Below are 21,652 nucleotides of genomic sequence, written 5' to 3'. Positions count from 1 at the left end.
AAAATAGAAAATTACCTGTTAGTATCAGGTTAAGATGATTGAAATAAAATCATTGAGCAGCTACTCCCCTTTCAATTAACGATTCTGCGAGTTGCTGGGACAGCGAGAAAATTCTCGAACAGCTCTCGGCATGCCAAACCCGGATATTACTATTGATATTCCCTGCCAGAAGTGGACCCATAAGATAAAAATTGTGGCTTGCTTCAAAACTTTCATTTACAGCAAATCCCCTTTTCGAGCTATTAGGAACACAAATCTTTTTACTTATCAGGTTAGAAATTAACGAAGATGTTGAATATCGGGACAAATCCTGGAAACCACTGCAATTAATAATTACTTTAATTGGTTTATCTATATCTCGTTTTCGGCCCTGCTGATCCAGATATTCAAACTTAAAATTATCCTGACCAGTTACCGAGGGCTTTAAAAATTTCCCTTTAATAAATTCAACCTTATTCCCGCTTACCAGAGTGTCAACTACATCCCGATATTCTCCACCGGCACGTCTTTGAAGTTTTCCTATTTCACCTCCATATTTGGAAACAAACAGCTTTTGTTCATGAAAATTCAGATTATTTAACAGTTCGATAACCGACTTCGAAACAGGATCTATAGTATCAGCAATACTTATATTAGCTGCTTTTGCCAGTTCTACATCTTTTCTTACAGCATTAAATATTTTTCGTGCCGTGCACGAACCATCATTTTTAAGCAGATTTAGGTGATGCGGTTGAAACGCAGCTGTTTGTGTATTAATTCGGTGAGGAAAAGTTCCGTCGGGAGAAATAATGTAAAATTTATTTACAAGTGACTTTAACTCTTTAAAATTTTCCAGATTATAAAAAACTTCCAACGCACTGGCATTCGAGCCGATAATCAAAATATTATTATCTTCTATTGTTGCAGTTTTTTTTAAGACCTTATAAACACAGCGCAAATTTTGGGTCAGATCAGGTTCATATATATCTTCTATATAGCAGATCGATCTATCAGCTGCCTCTTGCGCAAAAGGGTTTAAAGGCTTTTTCGGGGGGCTCCCGATAGATAAAATAACTTTTTTAGCAGGTATTGTAATTGAAGACTTATTCTCGTCAAGAGCTTCTATAAAATACAAATCATTCTTTTTATCAATATTAACAACGTCGGCTTTAATTAACTGGTATTCCAACAACCCGTTATTGACTGCACAGTCAAGTAAAGTTGTTATACGCTGCTTTAAAAAAGTTCCAAAAACATATCTGGGAATATAAATATCTTCCCAGGTATTTTCGCTGATAAAACTATGGTTATTTCTTAACCATTCTTCCGCGACATTTCCTCCTCTTTCTTTGATATCATCCGTTATCCAGTTGATGTTATTTTTCAGCCAGTTTATAAAAAGAGCCCGTTCGGCTAAAGGGATAAAATCTTTTAAAGGATTAATAATCAAAGAATTATACCCCGAACGCTTTCCGTAAGGTATGCCCGTCCAGAACTCGCTATCCTTTTCAAGAACCAGTAACATTACTTTATAGCCCGGCGGATGTTTTTCAAGCATCTCAATGTAGTGCAATAAAGTATACGTACAGGATAATCCTGAACCCACAAATGCGATATCCCCAATCTTTTCGCTCATGGGACTTTATAGATGTATTAGTATTATAAATCGTTTAGAATCAGGTAGAGAAGACTTAACTATTTTTTCGTGTTAAATGTTTGTTTTTTCTCTTTAAAATTTAAATAGACGTTTTACTATGAGTACGATAAAAGATTATTTTGAGTTGCTTGCCTGGCTGTTCAGGTTTTGTCTTTTTTATCTTATTCTTTAAAATTTGTATTCTATCTTCGCATCAAATACTAAATACTATGTTACCAAAAGTGAATTTTACGCAAACGCAATCTTACGAATACCTTTCTGATCATTTTATGGAAATTTCTGAACTGCATTTGCGTGATTTATTTAAAAAGGACACAAACCGTTTCAATAAATTTTCTATAAAGTTAAATGATATTTTAATTGATTATTCAAAAAACAGGATAAATGATAAAACGATCGCCCTTTTAATTCAGCTTGCTAAAGAATGCGGTTTAAAAGAAGCTATTGAAGCGATGCTTAGTGGAGAGAAAATCAATGAAACAGAAGGAAGAGCGGTTCTGCATACTGCTTTGCGTAACCGAAGCAATACACCGATAATTGTTGACGGAAAAGATGTTATGACTGATGTAAATTCAGTTTTACAACAGATGAAAGACTTTACAGAGGCCATTACTTCCGGAAGCTGGAAAGGTTATACAGGTAAAGCTATTACTGATGTCGTAAATATTGGGATAGGTGGTTCTGATTTAGGCCCTGTAATGGTAACTGAAGCGCTAAAAGCTTATAAAAATCACCTGAATGTACATTTTGTTTCAAATGTGGATGCCACCCATATTGTTGAGACATTAAAAAAAGTGAATCCCGAAACTACGCTATTCCTTATTGCATCCAAAACATTCACTACGCAGGAAACCATGGCTAATGCTCATTCTGCACGAAACTGGTTTTTAGGGCACGGTGCACAGGAAACGGACATTGCCCGACATTTCGCGGCATTATCCACCAATGCAAAATCCGTTTCTGAATTTGGCATTGATACCAAAAACATGTTCGAATTCTGGGATTGGGTGGGTGGAAGATACTCACTCTGGTCCGCAATTGGTTTATCAATCTCCTTAAGTATCGGTTTTGAGAATTTTGAAGAATTGCTTTCGGGAGCTCACGAAATGGATCAGCATTTCCAGCAATCGGAGTTTGAAGAAAATATCCCGGTAATTTTAGGCCTTTTAGGAATCTGGTACAATAATTTCTTTGGAGCAGAAAGCCAGGCCATTCTTCCTTATGATCAATACCTTCATCGTTTTGCAGCTTATTTTCAGCAGGGAGATATGGAAAGCAACGGAAAGTATATAGACAGGAACGGACATGTAGCAGATTACCAAACCGGACCTATAATCTGGGGAGAACCCGGAACAAACGGCCAGCATGCCTTTTACCAACTGATCCATCAGGGCACAAAGCTAATTCCGTGCGATTTTATTGCACCTGCGCAAAGTCATAATCCATTGGGGCAACACCATGTACTGCTCCTTTCTAACTTTTTTGCACAAACTGAAGCATTGATGAACGGAAAAACTGCTGAAGAAGTTGTAGAAGAACTAACAAAAGCTGGAAAATCGGAGGAAGAAATAAAAACACTTGCTCCTTTTAAAGTATTTGAAGGCAACCGTCCTACAAACTCTATTCTGGTAAAAAAGATTACTCCCAGAACTCTGGGCTCGCTAATTGCTATGTACGAGCACAAAGTCTTTACCCAGGGAATAATCTGGAATATTTTCAGTTTCGACCAATGGGGAGTTGAACTCGGCAAACAGCTTGCTAATAATATATTGCCTGAACTAAAAAATGAGTCAGAAGTATTTAGTCATGACTCATCAACCAACGGTTTAATCAATCAGTATAAAAACTGGAAATAGCACTAAACAACCTCACTAAAAAAGGGATGGCAAAAGTCATCCCTTTTTTATTTGCCCAATACCTATAAATTTATTAAAGTTTTTGCAGGCCAGGCAACCTGGCTTATAAAAGAAGCGTACTGACATATAAACCAACATACCTGAAGTGATTCCTCTGATTCAAAAAAATCTGATTGAAGGTTGCAGAAAAAAGGACCGGAAAAGCCAGAAAGAGCTTTACCGCCTTTATTTCGGACTTGCCATGAAGATTTGCCTGCGATACTCAAAAGACAAGGAAGAAGCGCTGGAATTAGTGAATGATGGCTTTATGAAAATATTTTTAAACATCGACCGGTATAATGAAAACTTTTCCTTTCAATCCTGGCTCAGCACCATCATGATCAATATTTCCATTGATCATTACCGCTCAAAAATTAAAAAAATTAGCATGGAAGAATTAAAAACGACTCATGAACCTCCAGAAAGTGAGCACATCCTTTCAAAATTAAATTATGAAGAACTGATTAAGCTTGTACAACGGCTTTCCGTTAGCTACAGAACGGTTTTTAACCTTTTCGTTATTGACGGGTATTCTCATGAAGAGATTTCAAAAATGCTTGCTATTTCTGTTGGGGCATCAAAATCTAACCTTTTCAAAGCCCGCGAACATTTAAAAAAAATGCTTCGGGATATTGAGGATACAAATGCAATAAAAAGCGCTAAATCGATATGAAAGAAATTTCAGACAGCGAGTTTGACCGGATTTTCCAAAAGAGAGTAGAAGAATATGACTTCCAGTTTGAGGAAAGTGCCTGGAATAAGATGGAACAGAAACTCCGTCGAAGAGACCGCTTTGTCTTTATCGGAAATTTAAGCGCTGCTGCCTTCGTATTGCTGATGTGTGCCTTTGCCCTCTACTTTCTGATGCCGCAAAAAGCCAGTCAGAATATAGTTAAAAAAGAAAGCAGGCACGGCTCGAACAGTACTAACGTGGCAGAAAAAACAATCCCATCTGAAAGTGCTCCAATTGCTTTAGCTCAGAAAAAAAGTACAGATACTGCTCCCTTAACAACAGGAATTACATTAAACGATATCAATCCTGTTATAACAGCTTTCTCACTAAAAACAGAACATCCTTCACAGTACGAGATTCCGAAAGCTTTAATGACGGAACGCCTTGCTGATGATTCTCTGGTAGCAACAGCTATTGAATACACTCATACGATTGATAATGACCTCTTCTCTAATTTGAATAAAACCACGAAAAGTGAAGAGAGAAAAAATAAAACATTCAAACTCCCGCTTAGCCTGGCTTTCTCCACAGGACCTGATTTTAGTTCTGTAAATTCTCTGATTGGAAATAAGGCCACATGGAGTTTTGGCATTATGCTGAATGCAGCAATATCCAATAAATTCTCCTTATCAACTGGCGTAAAATATGGAGGGAAAGACTACAATGCTTCCGGATTCAACTATAATCTAAGTCCTTCATTAAAAAGCCAGATCACAGAAATAGAGGGTTCGTGTAATGTGTTGGAGATCCCGTTGAGAGCTTCTTACACAGTATTCAGCAAAAAACCAAACAGCATTACATTGAATAGCGGGCTCTCTTCTTACCTCATGTTAAAAGAGCGCTACGTATTTAAATACACTCCTCAGTCAAAAATTAACGATTATGTTTTGCAGGAGCACAATGCCAACCAGCATTATCTAAGCATCCTTGATATTTCTGCAAGTTTTAAAACAAAACTAAAAGGCCAAAAAGCGGCCCTGGGTATTGAACCGTACATAAAGGTTCCGCTTCAAGGCATCGGCGAAGGAAAGGTAAATCTTAAATCAAGTGGAATTTCATTAAATCTATACTATGACCTGTCTAAAAAATAACAGTGCGTTTTTTCTTTTGCTGCTACTGTTCGTAACAACTGCCGGCTTCTCTCAAACATATACATCAAAAAATGTAAAAGTTAATCTCTTCTCGTCTACGCCGATCGAAGATATAAAAGCGTCGTCAAACCGTGGAAGTGGAGTAATCATTTCACAGAACGGCCAGTTTGCATTCCAGGTGCCCATAAAAAGCTTTCAGTTTGCAAAAGGCTTAATGCAGGAACATTTTAACGAAAATTACCTCGAAAGCGACAAATATCCCTATGCTCAATTCAAGGGCACTATTCAACAATTGCCAGACTTAAGCAAAGACGGAGACTATACTGTAAATGCGAAAGGAACTTTGACAGTACACGGAGTGAGCAAAGAACGAATTATTCCTGCTAAAGTAACAGTAAGAAACGGACTGGTAAAAGTGCTGTCGGATTTTAAAGTTGCCTGTGTAGATCATAACATCAAAATTCCTACACTGGTGATCACAAAAGTTGCAGAAGTTATTGCAGTTAATGTTGAAGCTACAATGAATTCCTTATCAAAATAATTATGAATAAACTTATATTACCCGTACTACTTTTTTTTGCCACATTTTCTTGTTTAGCGCAGGATGCTGATTCGTTACTTAAACAACTAAATCCGGATTCGTTGCAAAGCATCAGTTCTACCTTTAAATCAACACGGATAGTCTTAGTACAATCAAGTGAAACGCAGAAGAAATATGATTTGGACTTTCGTGTAAGGCATCATTTCGGCGACATCGGCGGTAACTTTGGCGGCTCGCACACTTTGTTTGGCCTTGATGCAGCCTCGGATTTGTTTATTGGCCTTGATTATGGAATTTCCGACAAATTTACTATTGGAATTGGCCGTAGCAGGCAGGACGAACTGTATAATCTGCTTTTAAAATATAAATTACTGGAGCAATCGCCCGATAAAATGCCATTTACACTTACTCTTTTTGGGCAGGGTGGCTGGATTATGAGGAAGCCCTTTTCCAGCAACGAATTCAATAATTACTCCAGCCGGTTTTCATACTTTTTTCAGGGGATTGTCGCAAGGCGATTCAGCCATGCTTTATCACTTGAACTTTTACCAGGTTACCTGATCCGTAACCAGGCAACTGATGTTCTTGATAACGAAAACCTTTTCAGCCTTGGTTTTGCCGGACGCTTAAAACTTACAAAGCGCTTATCCTTTGTGGCGGATTATCAATTAGTAAATGCTTTTGGAAGGCCTTCTGACTTATCAGAAACATATTACAATCCACTGGGAGTCGGTTTAGAAATTGAAACCGGTGGGCACATTTTTTCCCTGAACTTCATGAACTCGGAATATATCGTCGAAAATAATTTCATTCCCAATACCAAAAAATCCTGGCAGAATGGCGGAGTTCGATTCGGGTTTACTATTTCGAGGAACTTCACACTAAAAAAACCAAAAAATAAAGATATAGAAAGTAAAATCTATTAACCTAAAACTATGAATATATGGAACGCGAAGAGTTTTTAAAATCATTAGGATTAAGCCTTGCTTTAGTTTGTACCGGAGCTTGTTTTTCTGAATGTAAAAAAGGAGAAGATGGCGATAATACCCCAAACCCTCCTCCCGGAAGTGGTGGTTCTACTAAAGCATCCGTTGATTTAGCCACTAAACTTCAAACAGTAGGATCTTCTGTTACCTCAGGAAGTGTTCTGTTTATACGTATAGCTGAAGAAAATGTACCTGATTCATTTATAGCAACAGAAAAGCTTTGCCCACACCAGGGAGGAACTTTAGTATGGATGGCAGATGCGAACAAAATACATTGCAATCTGCACGCATCAGAATATTCGGCGGATGGTTCCATATTACAGCAGCCACAAGGCGGAGGAGCCACAAGGAAATTGAAAATATATGCCACAAGCATAGAAGGAAATACGCTTACTGCAAACGTGGGGTAATGGTTTTAGTCATGCTGAGCTTACCGAAAAAATACACGGTGCCTTTTGCACGGTGCTTACACGGCTCAGCATGACATCTAAAGTCCCTCTGGCAGTCTGGATAACAAAAGCAGTTAAGTAGGAATTAAATTATTTTTTCAAGGCAGCAGTTTTTCCACCACCTTCTATCTTAACCTCAAAAAGCTTAGGCCACTTTTTCCCGGTTATAAACATTCTTCTTTTAGCAGCGTCCCAGGCAATACCATTTAAAACGAGGTCTTCATCTTTCGGCCTTTCAGGAAATAAATCTGAGAAGTCAATTTCTGCTTCCACTGCACCTGTTTCAGGGTTTATCACTACGATTACATCTGACAGATAAACATTCGCATAAATTTTCCCATCAATAACTTCCAACTCATTTAAAGAATTAACAGGCCCCTCATTATTATATACTTCGAGATATCCTTCACTCTGGTAAGTATCCTTGTTTAATAAATAAATGCGGTTGCTGCCATCGGTATTCAAAATATGTTTGCCATCAAAATGCAGGCCCCAGCCTTCATTGCCCGCCTGATAATTAAACTCAGACAATTTTTCCAGCGTATTTTTATCATATACAAAGCCTATTCCTTCCTTATAAGTAACCATTATTATTTTATCTCCAACCATAGTAATGCCTTCAGCAAAATAACGGGCGGGAATTTGAATTTGCTTTATAACGCTACCAGTGTTGAGATTTACTTTACGTAAGCTGGACTCTCCGTACTGTCCATCACTTTCATACAAAATGCCATCATGATATTCGAGGCCTTCTGTATACGAAGCCGTATCATGAGGGAATGTGTTTACCACTTTATAACTCCATTGTTCAGGGGCTTTCGCAGCAATAAGGACAATATTTGACGTCTGTTCATCTGCCTGTCCGTTTGAATAAATTTTAGAGACAATAAGATGAGAGCCAAGAGGAAGGCCCTTTGTACTGATTTTTACACTGGAAGTATCAGTTTGGCGGGAAACAATCGCAGAGTCTAACAAATAAACAACCGAATCGACTTTCAAGTCAGGACTGAATTGCAGATCTACTACAACATCCTCTCCGGATTTAATCATTGTTCCGGCTTCCGGTGCTATGTAAAATGTTTGCGTTGAATTCTTATCAGATTTACAGGAAGCTATTAAAAAATAAGCAGCTGAGATAAATAAAAGTATTCTTCTAATCATTATTAATTACCAAAATGCGTCTTCAATATGTTTTAACGTAAACTTTCCTTCTTTATTAAACAGAACTGAAATAATATCAAACCTTATTTCTCCCTGAAAGTTCATCAAGTATATATATTCTTCTGCTGCTTTCCTAACATTGTCCTGTTTGGTTTCTTCCACAAAGTCTTCCGGATTTCCAAATGTTACCGATGTACGTGTTTTAACTTCAACAAATACAATCTTTTTATCTTTGTAAGCAATTAAATCAACTTCAGCCTTTCCAAAACACCAGTTCTCGTCAAGTATTTCGTAGTCGCCATTTTCCAGAAATTCTTTCGCTGCTATTTCACCCCGCTTTCCAAGTTGATTATGTACAGCCATTACTTCACTATTACAGAACCGAGAAAATTAGAAATACCTTTTTCCACTTCCTTAATGCGTAGATAACGCTGCATCAGAATTACCTGGTTATCCGGATCAGCTTCGTGTAGTAGTTCTTCACGAAGATTTTGCAAAATCCGCTCTACCTTTCTTTTTTTTAAGTGAAAGATACCACCCAAAATGGTTGCACGAAGGTTTTCTGTTTCGCTTCGAACATAAATCTTCCTTTTTGCGTACCAGTTCTCACTTAAAATATAAGGTGAAGAAATCAGTGAGATGGAAAGAGCAGCGATTTCGGGATCATCGTGCGATACAAACTCCTGTTCGTTTGGCAGTTCACCGTCTTCTATCTTCCCCTTATAAAGTTCCAGAAAACGTTTGCAGGCGGGATTTTCAAATTCAACGTCTGACAGATTGGATATTACATAAGGCCCGATATAAGTATCGGTAATTCCATCCCAATGAACCAGTTCATGCCCGTAATTTAAAAGGAGGCGTACAATTTCCTGCTCCTGATACTCGTGTGTTTCAGTAAAATTATCAGCAATTTCAATCTGAACCGGAATTTCTTCCTGAGGCGAAGAAACTGGCTGCGGAGCTTCCTTTTTTCCTTTTGCAAGCCGGAGCTTATTTAACTCTGCTATTAATACGCGTTCCTCAATCTGCATCAAAGAAGAACATTCCCTCACAAAAACGGAAGCTTTAATGCTGTCTGGAATTTTAGCAATACTTTCAACAACTTCCCGGATTACACCGGCTTTTTTTATTGGGTCAGAGCCTGCATCTTTTAATAAAATACCTGTTTTATACAGTATAAAATCTTTTCGGTTCTGATCGATATAGGTTTTAAAAGCCGCATTACCAACCTGGTGCACGTACGAGTCCGGGTCGTGCCCATCGGGGAACAGAACGACTTTCACATTCAGACCTTCTTCCAGAATCATATCCAGTCCGCGAAGAGAAGCCTTTATTCCTGCAGCATCACCGTCATAAAGAATAGTAACATTTTTTGTAAACCGGCTTATTAAACGGATCTGCTCGGTAGTTAACGAAGTACCAGAAGACGCCACCACATTTTCAATTCCTGCCTGGTGCACCGATAGAACATCCGCGTACCCTTCTACCAGAAAACAGTTATCCTCATCCCTTATAGATTTCTTGGCAAAAAACAATCCATAAAGTACATTGGACTTATGGTAGATATCACTTTCCGGCGAGTTTACGTATTTGGGAACATTCTTATCCGTTTTAAGTGTTCTGCCACCAAAACCAATAATTCTACCAGTAAAATTATGAATCGGAAACATGACACGGCCTCGAAAACGATCGTACAATTTTCCCTTATCATTTTTTATGGTAAGCCCGGTTTCTTCCAGAAATTCGAGTTTATGTCCTTCTGAAAGGGCCTTTTGAGTTAAGGCATCCCACTCATCGGGAGAATATCCCAACTCAAATTTCTTCAGGATATCTTCCCTGAATCCTCTTTCCCTGAAATAAGTTAGTCCAATATTCTTTCCTTCTTCATCTTCCCACAGGCTTTGCTGAAAGAATTTACCGGCCCAATTAGAAACGATAAACAGGCTTTCTCTCTGGTTATCTACCGCCTGCTGCTCGGGAGTTTGTTCAACCTCCTCTATTTCAATCTGATATTTATTAGCCAGGTATTTTAATGCCTCGGGATACGAGTACTTTTCGTGGTCCATGATAAAGCGGACAGAATCGCCGCCTTTTCCGCAACCAAAACATTTATAAATACCTTTTACAGGAGAAACATGAAAGGAAGGAGTTTTTTCGTTATGAAAAGGGCAAAGACCTATTAAACTGCTACCACGTTTACGTAAATGCACAAAATCCCCTACTACTTCCTCGATACGGGAAACTTCAAGTATTTTATCAACTGTTTCTTTGATGATCATTGGAGGAGATTTAAACAGAAACTTAAAATTTACCAAAGTCAGATAAGGTAATTACTTTTAGTTCTTCAATTACCCTAAGTCTTTTATCATTGGTGAAAAAGAGTTTAGCATTGTGCACTAAAGCTGTAGCAACTTGTATTGAATCAGGTGTTTTCAAACCATATTTTGCCCTAAGTTCTGCTGCCTCTGAAGCGATACCAACATTAACATCCGCTACTTTTAATCCTGATGAATCAGTCAAGATTTTCTTATACTGTTCTACTAAATCTGTCCTATTAAGTTTAAGAGGCTGTACAAGTACTTCTAATAAAGTTAAAACTGAAGTAATAAGAGTAAAATAGCCTTTATCATGAAGAAGAAATAATTCAGACAATTTTTTTTGATAGATGCTAATTCCTTCCATAAAATATATTAAAGGAGATGTATCAAGAAAAACTACCTGCGACTTGAATTCGCCTAATCCCATTCTCTCTCTTTTTTGATATATTCATCAATATCTACATCTTTCCATACTTCAGCTCCCAAACCTTTTAATGAATACAATTTAGCTTCAGTTTCTTCCAAATTATCTTTTTTAATCAGCGAGACTATCTTTTCGAGAATGTAGATTTTATCAGGGAAACTTAATTGTTTTATTTCCAACAAAATATCATCTGCTTTTACTGTTGCCATATTTAAATTATTAAACAAATAACATTCAACCGCTTTAGAAGAATACAGATACTTAAAATCTAACTTAAATTTAGTAAAAAGTTCAATTATTCTTAATTATAGAGTACCCTTTCTGCAGAACCAAAAAGCTTGCCCGTTCTTCTTTTTTCATAGGTACATCCCAGTTGCCCTGATAGCTTACCTTTGTCGGAAGCAACACCTCATCAAAATAACCGAGTTCTATGTTCATCTGCACGTCAAAGTCAAAGAGCATATTGCTGTATTTCATATCAATGAACCTTCCCAGTATCTGCATATTTCGTTTATCGAAGATCGTAGTCAGCTCTTTTATCATAATACCGTCCTGGGTCCACGCGGAAAGGTCTGGCTTTACAGTTGCTTTAAAACGGTAAACGGGGATAGAATCAAGATATGTACCGCTATAAAACCGGTAATCGTAATACTGGCGCATATTTGCAGAGAAGATCTCTGTTTTATTACTGATAAAAGGAATGCCTTTAACCGGCCGTCCGGGACTAAAGATTAAAGTTTTTAACTTCTCTTTGTATGACTCATGTGTTTCACCTTTATCTATAGCGGTAGAAGGAACAAAATCTGACTTATACGCATTCATAAAAAGGTAATCAAACATTTCGGCTGTGTAAAACTGGTATTTACCGTTTTTCTTGTAAACCTTTCCGCTATCGGACTTGGCCAGGTATTTTATATAGGGAGGTCCCGGATTATGAAGAATCTTACGGTAAATCCGACCGTTTACCCTGTCATTTTTATCGTAAGTAAAAATGCTGTTTTCGGCAATAAAGTTATACTTCTTCATATTACGGAAAGCTTTATAAAAGCTGGTATCGCTTATTATCTCGTTAATAAAGCCTTCAACATTTAATTTATTGGCCTTAACTGTTACAGCGGAGTCAATTACAATTGTGCGGATTGTATCCGGATTAAAACGCGAGATTTGTTGCGAAAAACCTTGAACAGATAAAAGCACTAATCCCGCACAACAGACAATTATTCGTAGCATGCTAATTTCCTAAACGTTTAATAGCCAGATAAGCCATAAGTCCGGTGCTTAAGCCCAATGCCTTTTCATCAATATTAAAAGTTGGAGTATGTACAGAAGATGTTATTCCAAGTGCTTCATTCCTTGTACCCAAACGATAAAAACACGCGTTGGCAAGCTGAGAATAATATGCGAAGTCTTCTCCTGCCATCCAGATGTCAAGATCTTCTACATTTTCTTCGCCGAGATATTCTATTGCGAATTCTTTTACTTTAGCAGTCAATAGCTCTTCATTTACTAAATAAGGGTACCCTTTTACAATATTAAAATCGCAGTTTGCCCCCATGCTTTCTGCTATTCCTTCTGCCATTTTCTTCATCCGTTTATGAGCTTCTGCACGCCAATCCTCATCCAGCGTTCTGAATGTTCCCTCAAGATAAACTTCTTTCGGAATAACATTCGTTGCCCCGTTTGCTATTACTTTTCCAAAAGATAACACGGTGGGAAGTTTAGGATCGGCCATTCGGCTGACCACCTGCTGTAAAGCAACAATAATATGTGCTGTGATAACCACCGGGTCAACATTTTGTTGTGGCTGGGCTCCATGCCCGCCTTTTCCTTTTACTGTCACATAAATTTCATCCGTTGAAGCCATGTATTTGCCAGAACGAATTCCAATTTTCCCGGCTTCGATTAAAGGCATTACATGCTGGCCAATTACTGCCTGTGGCTTGGGGGCTTCCAATACACCTTCTTTTATCATAATACTTGCTCCCCCCGGAAGTTTTTCCTCGGCAGGCTGAAAGATTAATTTTATAGTTCCACCAAATTCCGCTTTAAGTTCCTGCAAAATTTTTGCTGTGCCTAACAAGGATGAGGTGTGCACATCGTGCCCGCAAGCATGCATTACTCCAGTGTTCTTTGACTTATATTCAACTTCATTTGCCTCTGTTATCGGCAGTGCATCCATATCTGCACGCAAAGCAACTACTTCTTCTCCCTCTTTTTCACCTTTTATTAAGGCTACAATTCCTGTATCAGCCATCGGCTTCCAGGAAATGCCAAAAGAATCAAGCTTCGATTTAACATACGCCGATGTTTGATATTCCTGAAAAGAGAGCTCGGGATTTGCATGAAGATGTCTTCTGGTATCAATTACTTCTTTGTGAATTTGTTGCGCAAGCTCTTTTATGCGGTTTAGTAACATAATCAATAAAGGATTTAGAACTGACAGCGATATAAGCTAATCAGAAAAACAAAAATAAGAATGAAAGATCAATAAGAAGCTAGTAAAAAAAGGTTAAGAATAATCCTAACCTTTTTAATCCTTCAGACTTATACAAGCCCTACTCCATGGCAATTTTTGTACTTTTTGCCGCTTCCGCATGGGCATGGATCATTTCGCCCGATTTTATTTTCTACCCTTACAGGCTGAGGTTTTTGTAGCTCACGAGTGTCTTCTACCGGCACTTCTGACCCTGCTCCCACTAATTCCGGCTTTGAAACCTTCAGCTTGCTCAAGTCCTGCTTTGGCTGAGGCCTTGCCTCCCGAACTTCTTCTGATTGCTGTACAGGAATTCCGCCTTTAAAAAGGAAGCTTACCACTTCTTTATTTACAGTAGCCAGCATTTGTTTAAAAAGACTAAAAGCTTCCATTTTATAAACCACCAATGGATCTTTCTGCTCATATACCGCATTCTGAACCGATTGCTTCAACTCATCCATCTCACGCAGGTGTTCTTTCCATGCATCATCAATTAAAGAAAGTACAACTGTTTTTTCAAAAGTTTTAAATACTTCGCGGCCCTGGGTTTCTACAGATTTTTTCAAGTTAGCCGCTACCTGTAAGCCTCTTACGCCATCCGTAAAGGGAACAATAATATTTTCAATATACTCCCCACGCTCTCTGAACACCTGCTGCAAAACAGGCAAAGCCTGCTGTGCAATACCTTCTGATTTGCGATGATAGAAGTCGTTAACAAGACTGAATATCTTTTCAGTTAAATTAGAAATATTGGTATCGGCAAACTCCTTATCGCTGATTTCGGGATCAACAGAGAATATACGGATAATTTCCATCTGAAACCCTTCGTAGTTCCCATCCTGTTTGTATTCAGTGACAATATCTTCTACCACATCGTAAATGGTATTGTTCAGGTCCACTTCCAGACGCTCCCCAAATAAAGCATTGTGTCTGCGGGCATAAATAACTGTACGTTGTGAGTTCATCACATCGTCATACTCCAGCAGCCGTTTACGAATACCGAAGTTATTTTCTTCCACTTTACGCTGAGCCCTTTCAATAGATTTGGTGATCATGGAGTGCTGAATTACTTCTCCCTCTTCAATACCCATGCGCACCATGATATTAGCAATACGCTCTGAACCAAATAAGCGCATCAGGTTATCTTCCAGCGAAACAAAGAACTGAGAAGACCCGGGATCTCCCTGACGTCCGGCACGACCTCTCAACTGGCGGTCAACACGACGGGATTCATGCCTCTCTGTACCAACAATGGCTAAACCTCCCGCTTCTTTAACCCCTGGCCCTAATTTAATATCGGTACCACGACCGGCCATATTAGTTGCAATTGTAACCGTACCTGCCTGACCTGCTTCAGCAACGATATCAGCCTCCCGCTGATGCAGCTTAGCATTTAACACATTGTGCCTAATCCCTCGCAATTTAAGCATACGGCTCAGCAACTCTGAAATTTCAACCGAAGTTGTACCGACCAACACCGGGCGGCCAGCCTGAGTAAGGGCCGTGATCTCGTCAGCAACAGCATTATATTTCTCGCGAACAGTGCGATAAACTTTATCCTCCATGTCCTTACGCTGGGTAGGCACATTGGTAGGAATTTCTACCACATCCAGTTTATATATTTCCCATAACTCTCCTGCTTCGGTTGTAGCAGTACCGGTCATACCTGCAAGTTTATGATACATCCGGAAGTAATTCTGCAAGGTAATAGTAGCGTAGGTTTGCGTAGCATCTTCAACCTTTACATTTTCCTTTGCTTCAATTGCCTGATGCAAGCCATCCGAATAACGACGACCTTCCATTATACGGCCGGTCTGCTCGTCAACTATCTTTACCTTTCCTTCGTCGATGATATACTCTACGTCTTTTTCGAATAAAGTATAGGCTTTCAGTAACTGGTTAACAGAGTGAATACGTTCCGATTTAATTGAAAAATCACGCATCAGCTCATCCTTTTTGGCAATCTTTTCTTCGTTGGATAGGCTGGATTTTTCAATCTCTGCAATTTCAGTACCCACATCGGGCATTACAAAGAATTGAGGATCTTCGCCTGAAGCCGTGATCAGTTCAATACCCTTTTCACTAAGTTCTACCTGGTTATTTTTTTCATCGATAACAAAATATAATTCTTCATCCACTTTCGGCATATCCTTACCCTGATCCTGCATGTAATGATTTTCGGTCTTTGTAAGAATCTGCTTAATGCCTGTTTCGCTCAAAAATTTAATAAGCGCTTTATTTTTTGGCAAACCGCGATGTGCACGCAGTAAAGCCAGGCCTCCTTCGTTTACACCGCTTTTCCCTTCGTTTATCTGCTTCTTTGCTTCATTTAAAACGCCGGTTATAAAATTTCGTTGTGCATTAACCAGGCGCTCTATGCGAGGTTTAAGATCGTAAAACTCGTGCTCGTCACCCTTCGGAATAGGACCGGAAATGATTAGCGGAGTTCTGGCGTCATCAATTAAAACAGAGTCCACCTCATCCACCATAGCAAAATGAAGTTTGCGCTGAACAAGACTATCCGGAGTTAAGGTCATGTTATCTCTCAGATAATCAAAGCCAAACTCGTTATTGGTCCCGAAAGTAATATCGGCCAGGTATGCTTTACGGCGGTTTTCTGAATTTGGCTGATGCTTATCAATACAATCAACAGAAAGCCCGTGAAATTCAAAAAGAGGACCATTCCATTCAGAGTCACGACGGGCAAGATAATCGTTTACTGTAACGATATGAACGCCCTGACCGGCAAGTGCATTGAGATATGCCGGCAACGTTCCAACAAGTGTTTTACCTTCACCTGTAGCCATTTCAGCAATTTTCCCCTGGTGCAGCACAATACCACCTATTAGCTGAACATCGTAATGAACCATGTTCCAGGTAACTTCGGTACCGGCAGCAAGCCATGTATTGTGGTGAATTGCTTTATCACCCTGGATTACTACATTTGTTTTCTTCGCAGCCAGATCACGGTCAAAGCCAGTAGCGGTAACTTCAATCGTTTTATTTTCAGTAAAACGACGGGCAGTTTCTTTCACAACTGCAAAGGCTTCAGGAAGGATTTCCATTAAAACCTTTTCCAGTTCCTTATCCCTTTCTTTCCCAAGACTATCTACTTCATCATAAATTTCTGTCTTTTCATGAATTGGAAGCTCCGGATTTTCTGCTTTAGACTTGAGCGCACTTATTTTCTGATCAATATCAGCTAAATATTCTTTGATCTTCTGCTTAAAATCCAGCGTTTTCTGACGGAGTTCATCATTGCTTATAGCAGATAACTTCTCATACTCCTGTTTAATCTTCTCAACAAGCGGCTGTATTACTTTTATATCTCGTTCGGATTTACTCCCGAAAATTTTACTAAGGAATGCTAACATCTTTTAATAATAAAAATCTCTAATTCACAACAACTACGCCAGCTGATAAATAAAGTCAATATGGCATAGAAAGAAGTCAAAATTACTATTTTTTTAATGAAGATTGGATAAAGGAAAATCGAAAACTCCAAACAAATATTATATCAGTATCGTACTTATCGCATCTAAAAAATATCTTTGCCAGATGAATATCCTATTACTTGGCTCGGGCGGAAGAGAAAGTGCTTTTGCCTGGAAAATTTCTCAGAGCAGCCTTTGCAAACAGCTTTACATTGCACCAGGCAATGCCGGAACAGGAACTTATGGTAAAAATGTAGCTCTTAATCCAACTAATTTTGATGCAGTTAAACATTTTGTGCTTAAAAATGAAGTTGCTTTAGTAGTAGTAGGGCCTGAAGAACCCCTTGTAAAAGGTATTCATGATTATTTTCTTCAGGATGATGACATAAAGCATATTCCGGTTATCGGGCCACAACAGCAGGGAGCGCAGTTAGAAGGAAGCAAAACTTTCTCAAAAGCATTTATGCGGAGGCATAATATTCCAACGGCAGCTTCACACTCGTTTACTGTTAATTCATTAAGCGAAGGACTATCTTATCTGGAAACACATCGTTTCCCGGTTGTTCTGAAAGCGGATGGCCTTGCGGCAGGAAAAGGAGTACTGATTTGCCAGACATTGGAAGAAGCTCAGGCAGAACTGAAAGCAATGCTGCAGGATGCAAAATTTGGTGAAGCAAGCAGCACCGTAGTTATTGAAGAATTTCTATCCGGAATTGAGCTCTCTGTATTCGTGTTAACGGATGGTCATTCTTACAAAATCCTTCCAGAAGCGAAAGACTACAAACGGATTGGCGAAGGCGATACAGGACTAAATACAGGTGGTATGGGTTCGGTTTCTCCTGTGCCTTTTGCCGATGCAGAATTTATACGTAAAGTGGAAGAACGTGTTATCGTTCCCACTGTAAAAGGCCTTAAAATAGATCTAATCCCATATAAAGGCTTCATTTTTATCGGACTAATGAACGTTAACGACGATCCGTATGTTATTGAATATAATGTACGGATGGGCGATCCGGAAACAGAAAGCGTGCTTCCTCGGATTGAAAGTGATTTTGTTGACCTTTTACTTGGTGTAGCATATGAGAATCTGTCGGAAAAGGAATTAAAAATATCCTCTCAAACAGCTGCCACAGTCATGCTGGTATCGAGCGGTTACCCGGGAAATTATATGAAAGGAAAAGTAATTTCAGGAATTACCAACGTACGAGGCTCCTTCGTTTTTCACGCGGGAACAGAGCTGGATAATGGAGAAGTTAAAACCAATGGAGGAAGAGTGCTGGCAGTAACATCCTTGCAAAACAACTTATTTGATGCGGTGCAGCAGGCAGTTACTGATGCAGGAAGGATTTATTATGATGGCAAGTACTTCCGTACCGATATTGGGTTTGACCTGTTTTAAATGCACTAAACCTGCTCATCTTTCCTTCACGCTAATAATTGAACCTTATTCGGTTTTTTCCGTAATAGTTCGGTATTAGTAAGAAATTCTCAAGATGAATATTACTTTAAAAGGTATTTTTATTAGCGGAGCACTATTAACAGCTTTTGCTTTTAAAGAATCTTCTGAAAAACCGATAAGCATAGATTCTATAAAAAGAGTTAACGTTACCGTTTTTTTAAAAGAAAAAAATAAGAAAGTTATTAATTACGATAGCATTTTTCAGGCTACCCGTCTCGCTATTGCCCGCCCGACTCCTGTGGAACCTGTTTCAAACACTGCCACATACCCATCCTCAAATTCAATAACATTTTCCGGTTCAAATTCTGATGCAGCAACAGAAACCTTTTACAGTGACACTGCTTCTATTCCCAGCTATGAAAACACAGCAGATGCAGATAGCCTTGCCACTGCCGTACCAGCAGACAGCGCCTTAATGTCTGTTGATTCCATGCTGCTGGCAAATGAATATGCAATGCCTGCAGAACAACACCAAACAACACAAACAGCCAAAGGAAGTTATTTGACTATCGGATTAGTTCTTCTGCTTGCAGGCGTAGTATTTGCATTAATGTTTGGAAATGTATCGCTGATGATCTCTGTTGCCGGGGTTTTGTTTATCTTGATCGGCTTCATTATAAGATAAACTCCAGCAACTATTTAATCAGTTCAGCCAGTTTCCTTTCAAGGTCTTCGCCCCGCAGATTTTTTGCTATTATTTTCCCCGATGGGTCTATTAAAAAGTTTTGCGGAATCGCCCTGATACCATAAAGAACAGCCACCTTATTATTCCAGAACTTCAGATCTGATACCTGAGTCCACTCTAACTGATCGTCTTTTATTGCTTTCAGCCATGCATCTTTTCCATTCTGCCGATCCAGGGAAACTCCGAGAACAGTGAAGTTTTTATCCTTGTATTTATTATAAACCCGTACTACATTAGGATTTTCATGACGGCAGGGACCGCACCAGGAAGCCCAAAAGTCCAACAAAAGGTATTTTCCCCTAAAATCTGAAAGTTTTACCGGTTTTCCGTTTACATCATTTTGGGTAAAATCTATTGCCATTGCACCTACAGCGGTTTTCTTACCTCCTTCAAGTGCTTCCCCAATTGCTTTACCAACAGTAGTTTCTCTTAAATTTGCAGACAATGAATTAAAAAGCGGAGATACTTCAGCATATTCAGGTTCGGGACCGGCAAAAGCGCTCAGAGCTTCCAGGCTTACATAACTGCCGGGGTGTGATTTAATAAAGGATTTTAGTAAGTCTTTCTGCTGTTGCTGGATTGCTTCATAGCGTTTAGAAATTTCGTCGTTAAACTCAGTTGATTTCTGCTTTTCTTCTGATGCAGATTGCCATTCCTGGTTAAGCGACAGCATTTTCTGCTGAACAGGAGCCAGCATCGCTTTAAGCTCTTGCCCGTCTTTGTTTAGCGGAGAACCTGAAATCTTTGCTTTGGAAATAGAATCAGGACTTTCAAGAGTTATTGTGCCTTTCTCTATATACATATTTAATACATCGGCATTACTTGCGGGACTGATGTTTTTAAAACCCGAACCCTTACTATCCAGTATTAAAGTAGCAGGGAAAGGCTCTTTAATAGTACCCTTAAACTGAAACACACCATTTTTTACAAGCGAAGAATCTGCCGTATTCTGGCTGTTATTTTTGTACACAAAATATACTTTAGCAGGAGGGTTATACTTTCCTACTTTCCCGTTAATTGTAAACGGGCCCGATTGTGCGGTTGCACCCAAACTTGCTAAAAGCAATAAAACTACTGTATAATTCCTCATATTATTTTTAAATATAACAATCTAAAAGCTAAAATATTATACTAACTTTTGATAAGTACGCCACCAAAGGTCAGGCATTTCTCCATTTACTGCGGTCTGGTAATCATCATAGCGGCATGGAACTAAATGATAACGCTCATTTTTAGATGTACCACTTGGATAAGGTACCTGCATCCACCACCGATCGGATTTCTTACTTTTTACAAAAACAAGCTCATGAGTATCATCTTTTAAAGAAGCACGGTAAATAAGATACTGCGATTTTGGCTGTAGCGGAAAATCCTTCTTCCGGTGATAAAAACCATCTACAAAATACCATATCATTTGCGCCATTAACATCGCAGTTTGGCCATTCCTATCATAAGCAGGGTTAAACTCGTAAAATCCAATGGAAGTTAATTTATCACTCATTCCTGCGTATCGGGTTATCTGACATGCCTCCTCTCCGTAAAATCCATTCGGGCCGGCATTGCCGTTAGCACCCGCATCAGACGAACGAATTGCAGATATATCAAAGCTTATAAGGTTGGCATTCCTTATGATAGGCTCGGTAGTACTTATTTTATCATTAAAGTCGCCTAAGCGGTGAACATCGAACAGCAGTTTCTCCATCACCCGAAGGCTGTCCTGGTTTATAAAATAGGTTTGGTACCCGATGTTACTGAAATTGAAAAGATAATTTGGCTCGTGAAGAAATATTTTATTCAGGTAAGATTTAGAAGTTGTTTCTATAGTACTGCCTGAAGAATCGTCCAGGTCGAACTCGGAATCTATTACTACCAGGTCTGCTTTTTGTTCCAGATCCTCATAAGCCATGTATTGGGCGTAAGTAATATCCTGCCCTCCGCCTAAAATAACAGGTAAAATATTCTTTTTTATCAGTTCAGAAACTACTGTTTTTACCGCTATGTACGTGTCTGAAACTTTTTCGCCTGCCTTTATATTTCCTAAATCGGCGACTTTCATGTTAAAGCTTCCCTGGTGAAGCCGGTAAAGCTTTTCACGAATATAATCCGGCCCTAACGCACAGCCCTGGTTATCTACAGAATTTCTATCGTCCTGAACACCGAAAATTGCTATATCTGTTACCTTTTCCTCTAAAACGGGGAAATCCGAAACGTGTATATCTAACAGAGTTCCTAACTGACTGGCGTAAAAACCAGCCGAAGGGGTATATTTTTTTAAGTCTACCGGAGAAAAAAAATCTGCTAATGACATCGAATATGCTTACAAACCGTTCAAATATCCACTTTATTAACTTACTTTTGAAAGCATTT

Annotated in this window: 19 protein-coding genes; 8 read left to right on the top strand and 11 right to left on the bottom strand. The window is 38.9% G+C overall.

Features of this window, described 5'->3' with window-relative positions:
• Positions 1 to 49: 49 nt before the first annotated feature.
• Entirely contained in the window at positions 50 to 1,615 is a 1,566-nt protein-coding gene (locus tag ACLCDL_RS03575; protein WP_423146831.1) for an FAD/NAD(P)-binding protein, read from the bottom strand.
• Positions 1,616 to 1,845: 230 nt separating this feature from the next.
• Between ACLCDL_RS03575 and pgi the strand changes: the two genes are divergently transcribed.
• The 6 genes from pgi to ACLCDL_RS03545 all read left to right on the top strand — a co-directional run bounded on the left by pgi (position 1,846) and on the right by ACLCDL_RS03545 (position 7,292).
• Positions 1,846 to 3,492, top strand: coding sequence for a glucose-6-phosphate isomerase (gene pgi / locus ACLCDL_RS03570; RefSeq protein WP_423146829.1), 1,647 nt, complete (start codon positions 1,846 to 1,848; stop codon positions 3,490 to 3,492).
• Positions 3,493 to 3,637: 145 nt separating this feature from the next.
• Complete coding sequence (locus tag ACLCDL_RS03565) at positions 3,638 to 4,204, top strand: RNA polymerase sigma factor (protein WP_423146827.1); 567 nt, start codon at positions 3,638 to 3,640, stop codon at positions 4,202 to 4,204.
• Positions 4,201 to 5,355: a hypothetical protein gene (locus ACLCDL_RS03560; RefSeq protein WP_423146825.1), complete on the top strand. Its 1,155-nt coding sequence runs from the start codon at positions 4,201 to 4,203 to the stop codon at positions 5,353 to 5,355. Before ACLCDL_RS03565 ends, ACLCDL_RS03560 begins: the two co-directional genes overlap by 4 nt.
• Complete coding sequence (locus tag ACLCDL_RS03555; protein WP_423146823.1) at positions 5,336 to 5,896, top strand: YceI family protein; 561 nt, start codon at positions 5,336 to 5,338, stop codon at positions 5,894 to 5,896. Before ACLCDL_RS03560 ends, ACLCDL_RS03555 begins: the two co-directional genes overlap by 20 nt.
• 2 nt (positions 5,897 to 5,898) lie before the next feature.
• Complete coding sequence (locus tag ACLCDL_RS03550; protein ID WP_423146821.1) at positions 5,899 to 6,822, top strand: DUF5777 family beta-barrel protein; 924 nt, start codon at positions 5,899 to 5,901, stop codon at positions 6,820 to 6,822.
• Positions 6,823 to 6,839: 17 nt separating this feature from the next.
• Positions 6,840 to 7,292 (top strand): QcrA and Rieske domain-containing protein, encoded by a 453-nt coding sequence (locus ACLCDL_RS03545; protein ID WP_423146819.1) that lies wholly within the window; start codon positions 6,840 to 6,842, stop codon positions 7,290 to 7,292.
• 129 nt (positions 7,293 to 7,421) lie between these two features.
• On the opposite strand, the gene ACLCDL_RS03540 is transcribed toward ACLCDL_RS03545, so the two are convergent.
• From ACLCDL_RS03540 to secA, 8 genes are all read right to left on the bottom strand, one after another.
• Positions 7,422 to 8,492 (bottom strand): glutaminyl-peptide cyclotransferase, encoded by a 1,071-nt coding sequence (locus ACLCDL_RS03540; protein WP_423146817.1) that lies wholly within the window; start codon positions 8,490 to 8,492, stop codon positions 7,422 to 7,424.
• A gap of 6 nt (positions 8,493 to 8,498) precedes the next feature.
• A complete protein-coding gene (locus tag ACLCDL_RS03535; RefSeq protein ID WP_423146815.1) occupies positions 8,499 to 8,855 on the bottom strand; it encodes a YraN family protein in 357 nt (118 codons plus the stop codon).
• Entirely contained in the window at positions 8,855 to 10,771 is a 1,917-nt protein-coding gene (dnaG, locus tag ACLCDL_RS03530; RefSeq protein WP_423146813.1) for a DNA primase, read from the bottom strand. The genes ACLCDL_RS03535 and dnaG overlap by 1 nt, the downstream gene beginning before the upstream one ends.
• A gap of 22 nt (positions 10,772 to 10,793) precedes the next feature.
• On the bottom strand, positions 10,794 to 11,237 hold the full coding sequence (locus tag ACLCDL_RS03525) for a type II toxin-antitoxin system VapC family toxin (protein ID WP_423146811.1): 444 nt from the start codon (positions 11,235 to 11,237) through the stop codon (positions 10,794 to 10,796).
• A complete protein-coding gene (locus ACLCDL_RS03520; protein ID WP_423146809.1) occupies positions 11,228 to 11,443 on the bottom strand; it encodes a hypothetical protein in 216 nt (71 codons plus the stop codon). Before ACLCDL_RS03520 ends, ACLCDL_RS03525 begins: the two co-directional genes overlap by 10 nt.
• Positions 11,444 to 11,525: 82 nt before the next feature.
• Complete coding sequence (locus ACLCDL_RS03515; protein WP_423146807.1) at positions 11,526 to 12,464, bottom strand: hypothetical protein; 939 nt, start codon at positions 12,462 to 12,464, stop codon at positions 11,526 to 11,528.
• A gap of 1 nt (position 12,465) precedes the next feature.
• The gene (locus ACLCDL_RS03510; protein WP_423146805.1) at positions 12,466 to 13,650 is read right to left on the bottom strand and encodes a M20 metallopeptidase family protein; all 1,185 of its coding nucleotides are present in this window, start codon (positions 13,648 to 13,650) and stop codon (positions 12,466 to 12,468) included.
• Between the two features lie 128 nt (positions 13,651 to 13,778).
• Complete coding sequence (gene secA, locus ACLCDL_RS03505; RefSeq protein WP_423146803.1) at positions 13,779 to 17,081, bottom strand: preprotein translocase subunit SecA; 3,303 nt, start codon at positions 17,079 to 17,081, stop codon at positions 13,779 to 13,781.
• 184 nt (positions 17,082 to 17,265) lie between these two features.
• On the opposite strand from secA, the gene purD reads away from it, so the two are divergent.
• Together purD and ACLCDL_RS03495 are read left to right on the top strand one after the other, a co-directional pair.
• Positions 17,266 to 18,540 (top strand): phosphoribosylamine--glycine ligase, encoded by a 1,275-nt coding sequence (gene purD / locus ACLCDL_RS03500; RefSeq protein ID WP_423146801.1) that lies wholly within the window; start codon positions 17,266 to 17,268, stop codon positions 18,538 to 18,540.
• Positions 18,541 to 18,634: 94 nt separating this feature from the next.
• The gene (locus ACLCDL_RS03495; RefSeq protein ID WP_423146799.1) at positions 18,635 to 19,225 is read left to right on the top strand and encodes a hypothetical protein; all 591 of its coding nucleotides are present in this window, start codon (positions 18,635 to 18,637) and stop codon (positions 19,223 to 19,225) included.
• A gap of 10 nt (positions 19,226 to 19,235) precedes the next feature.
• Here the strand turns inward: ACLCDL_RS03495 and ACLCDL_RS03490 are convergent, their stop codons facing one another.
• On the bottom strand, positions 19,236 to 20,375 hold the full coding sequence (locus ACLCDL_RS03490; protein WP_423146797.1) for a redoxin domain-containing protein: 1,140 nt from the start codon (positions 20,373 to 20,375) through the stop codon (positions 19,236 to 19,238).
• A 36-nt stretch (positions 20,376 to 20,411) separates the two neighbouring features.
• Entirely contained in the window at positions 20,412 to 21,593 is a 1,182-nt protein-coding gene (locus tag ACLCDL_RS03485) for a formimidoylglutamase (protein WP_423146795.1), read from the bottom strand.
• Positions 21,594 to 21,652: the final 59 nt, after the last annotated feature.

This window comes from Rubrilithobacter danxiaensis, from assembly GCF_047272945.1.
Classification (GTDB): Bacteria; Bacteroidota; Bacteroidia; order Sphingobacteriales; family Sphingobacteriaceae; genus Rubrolithibacter; species Rubrolithibacter danxiaensis.
The sequence above is the reverse complement of the archived record's forward strand: the minus strand, read 5'-3'. Positions and strand labels throughout refer to the sequence as shown.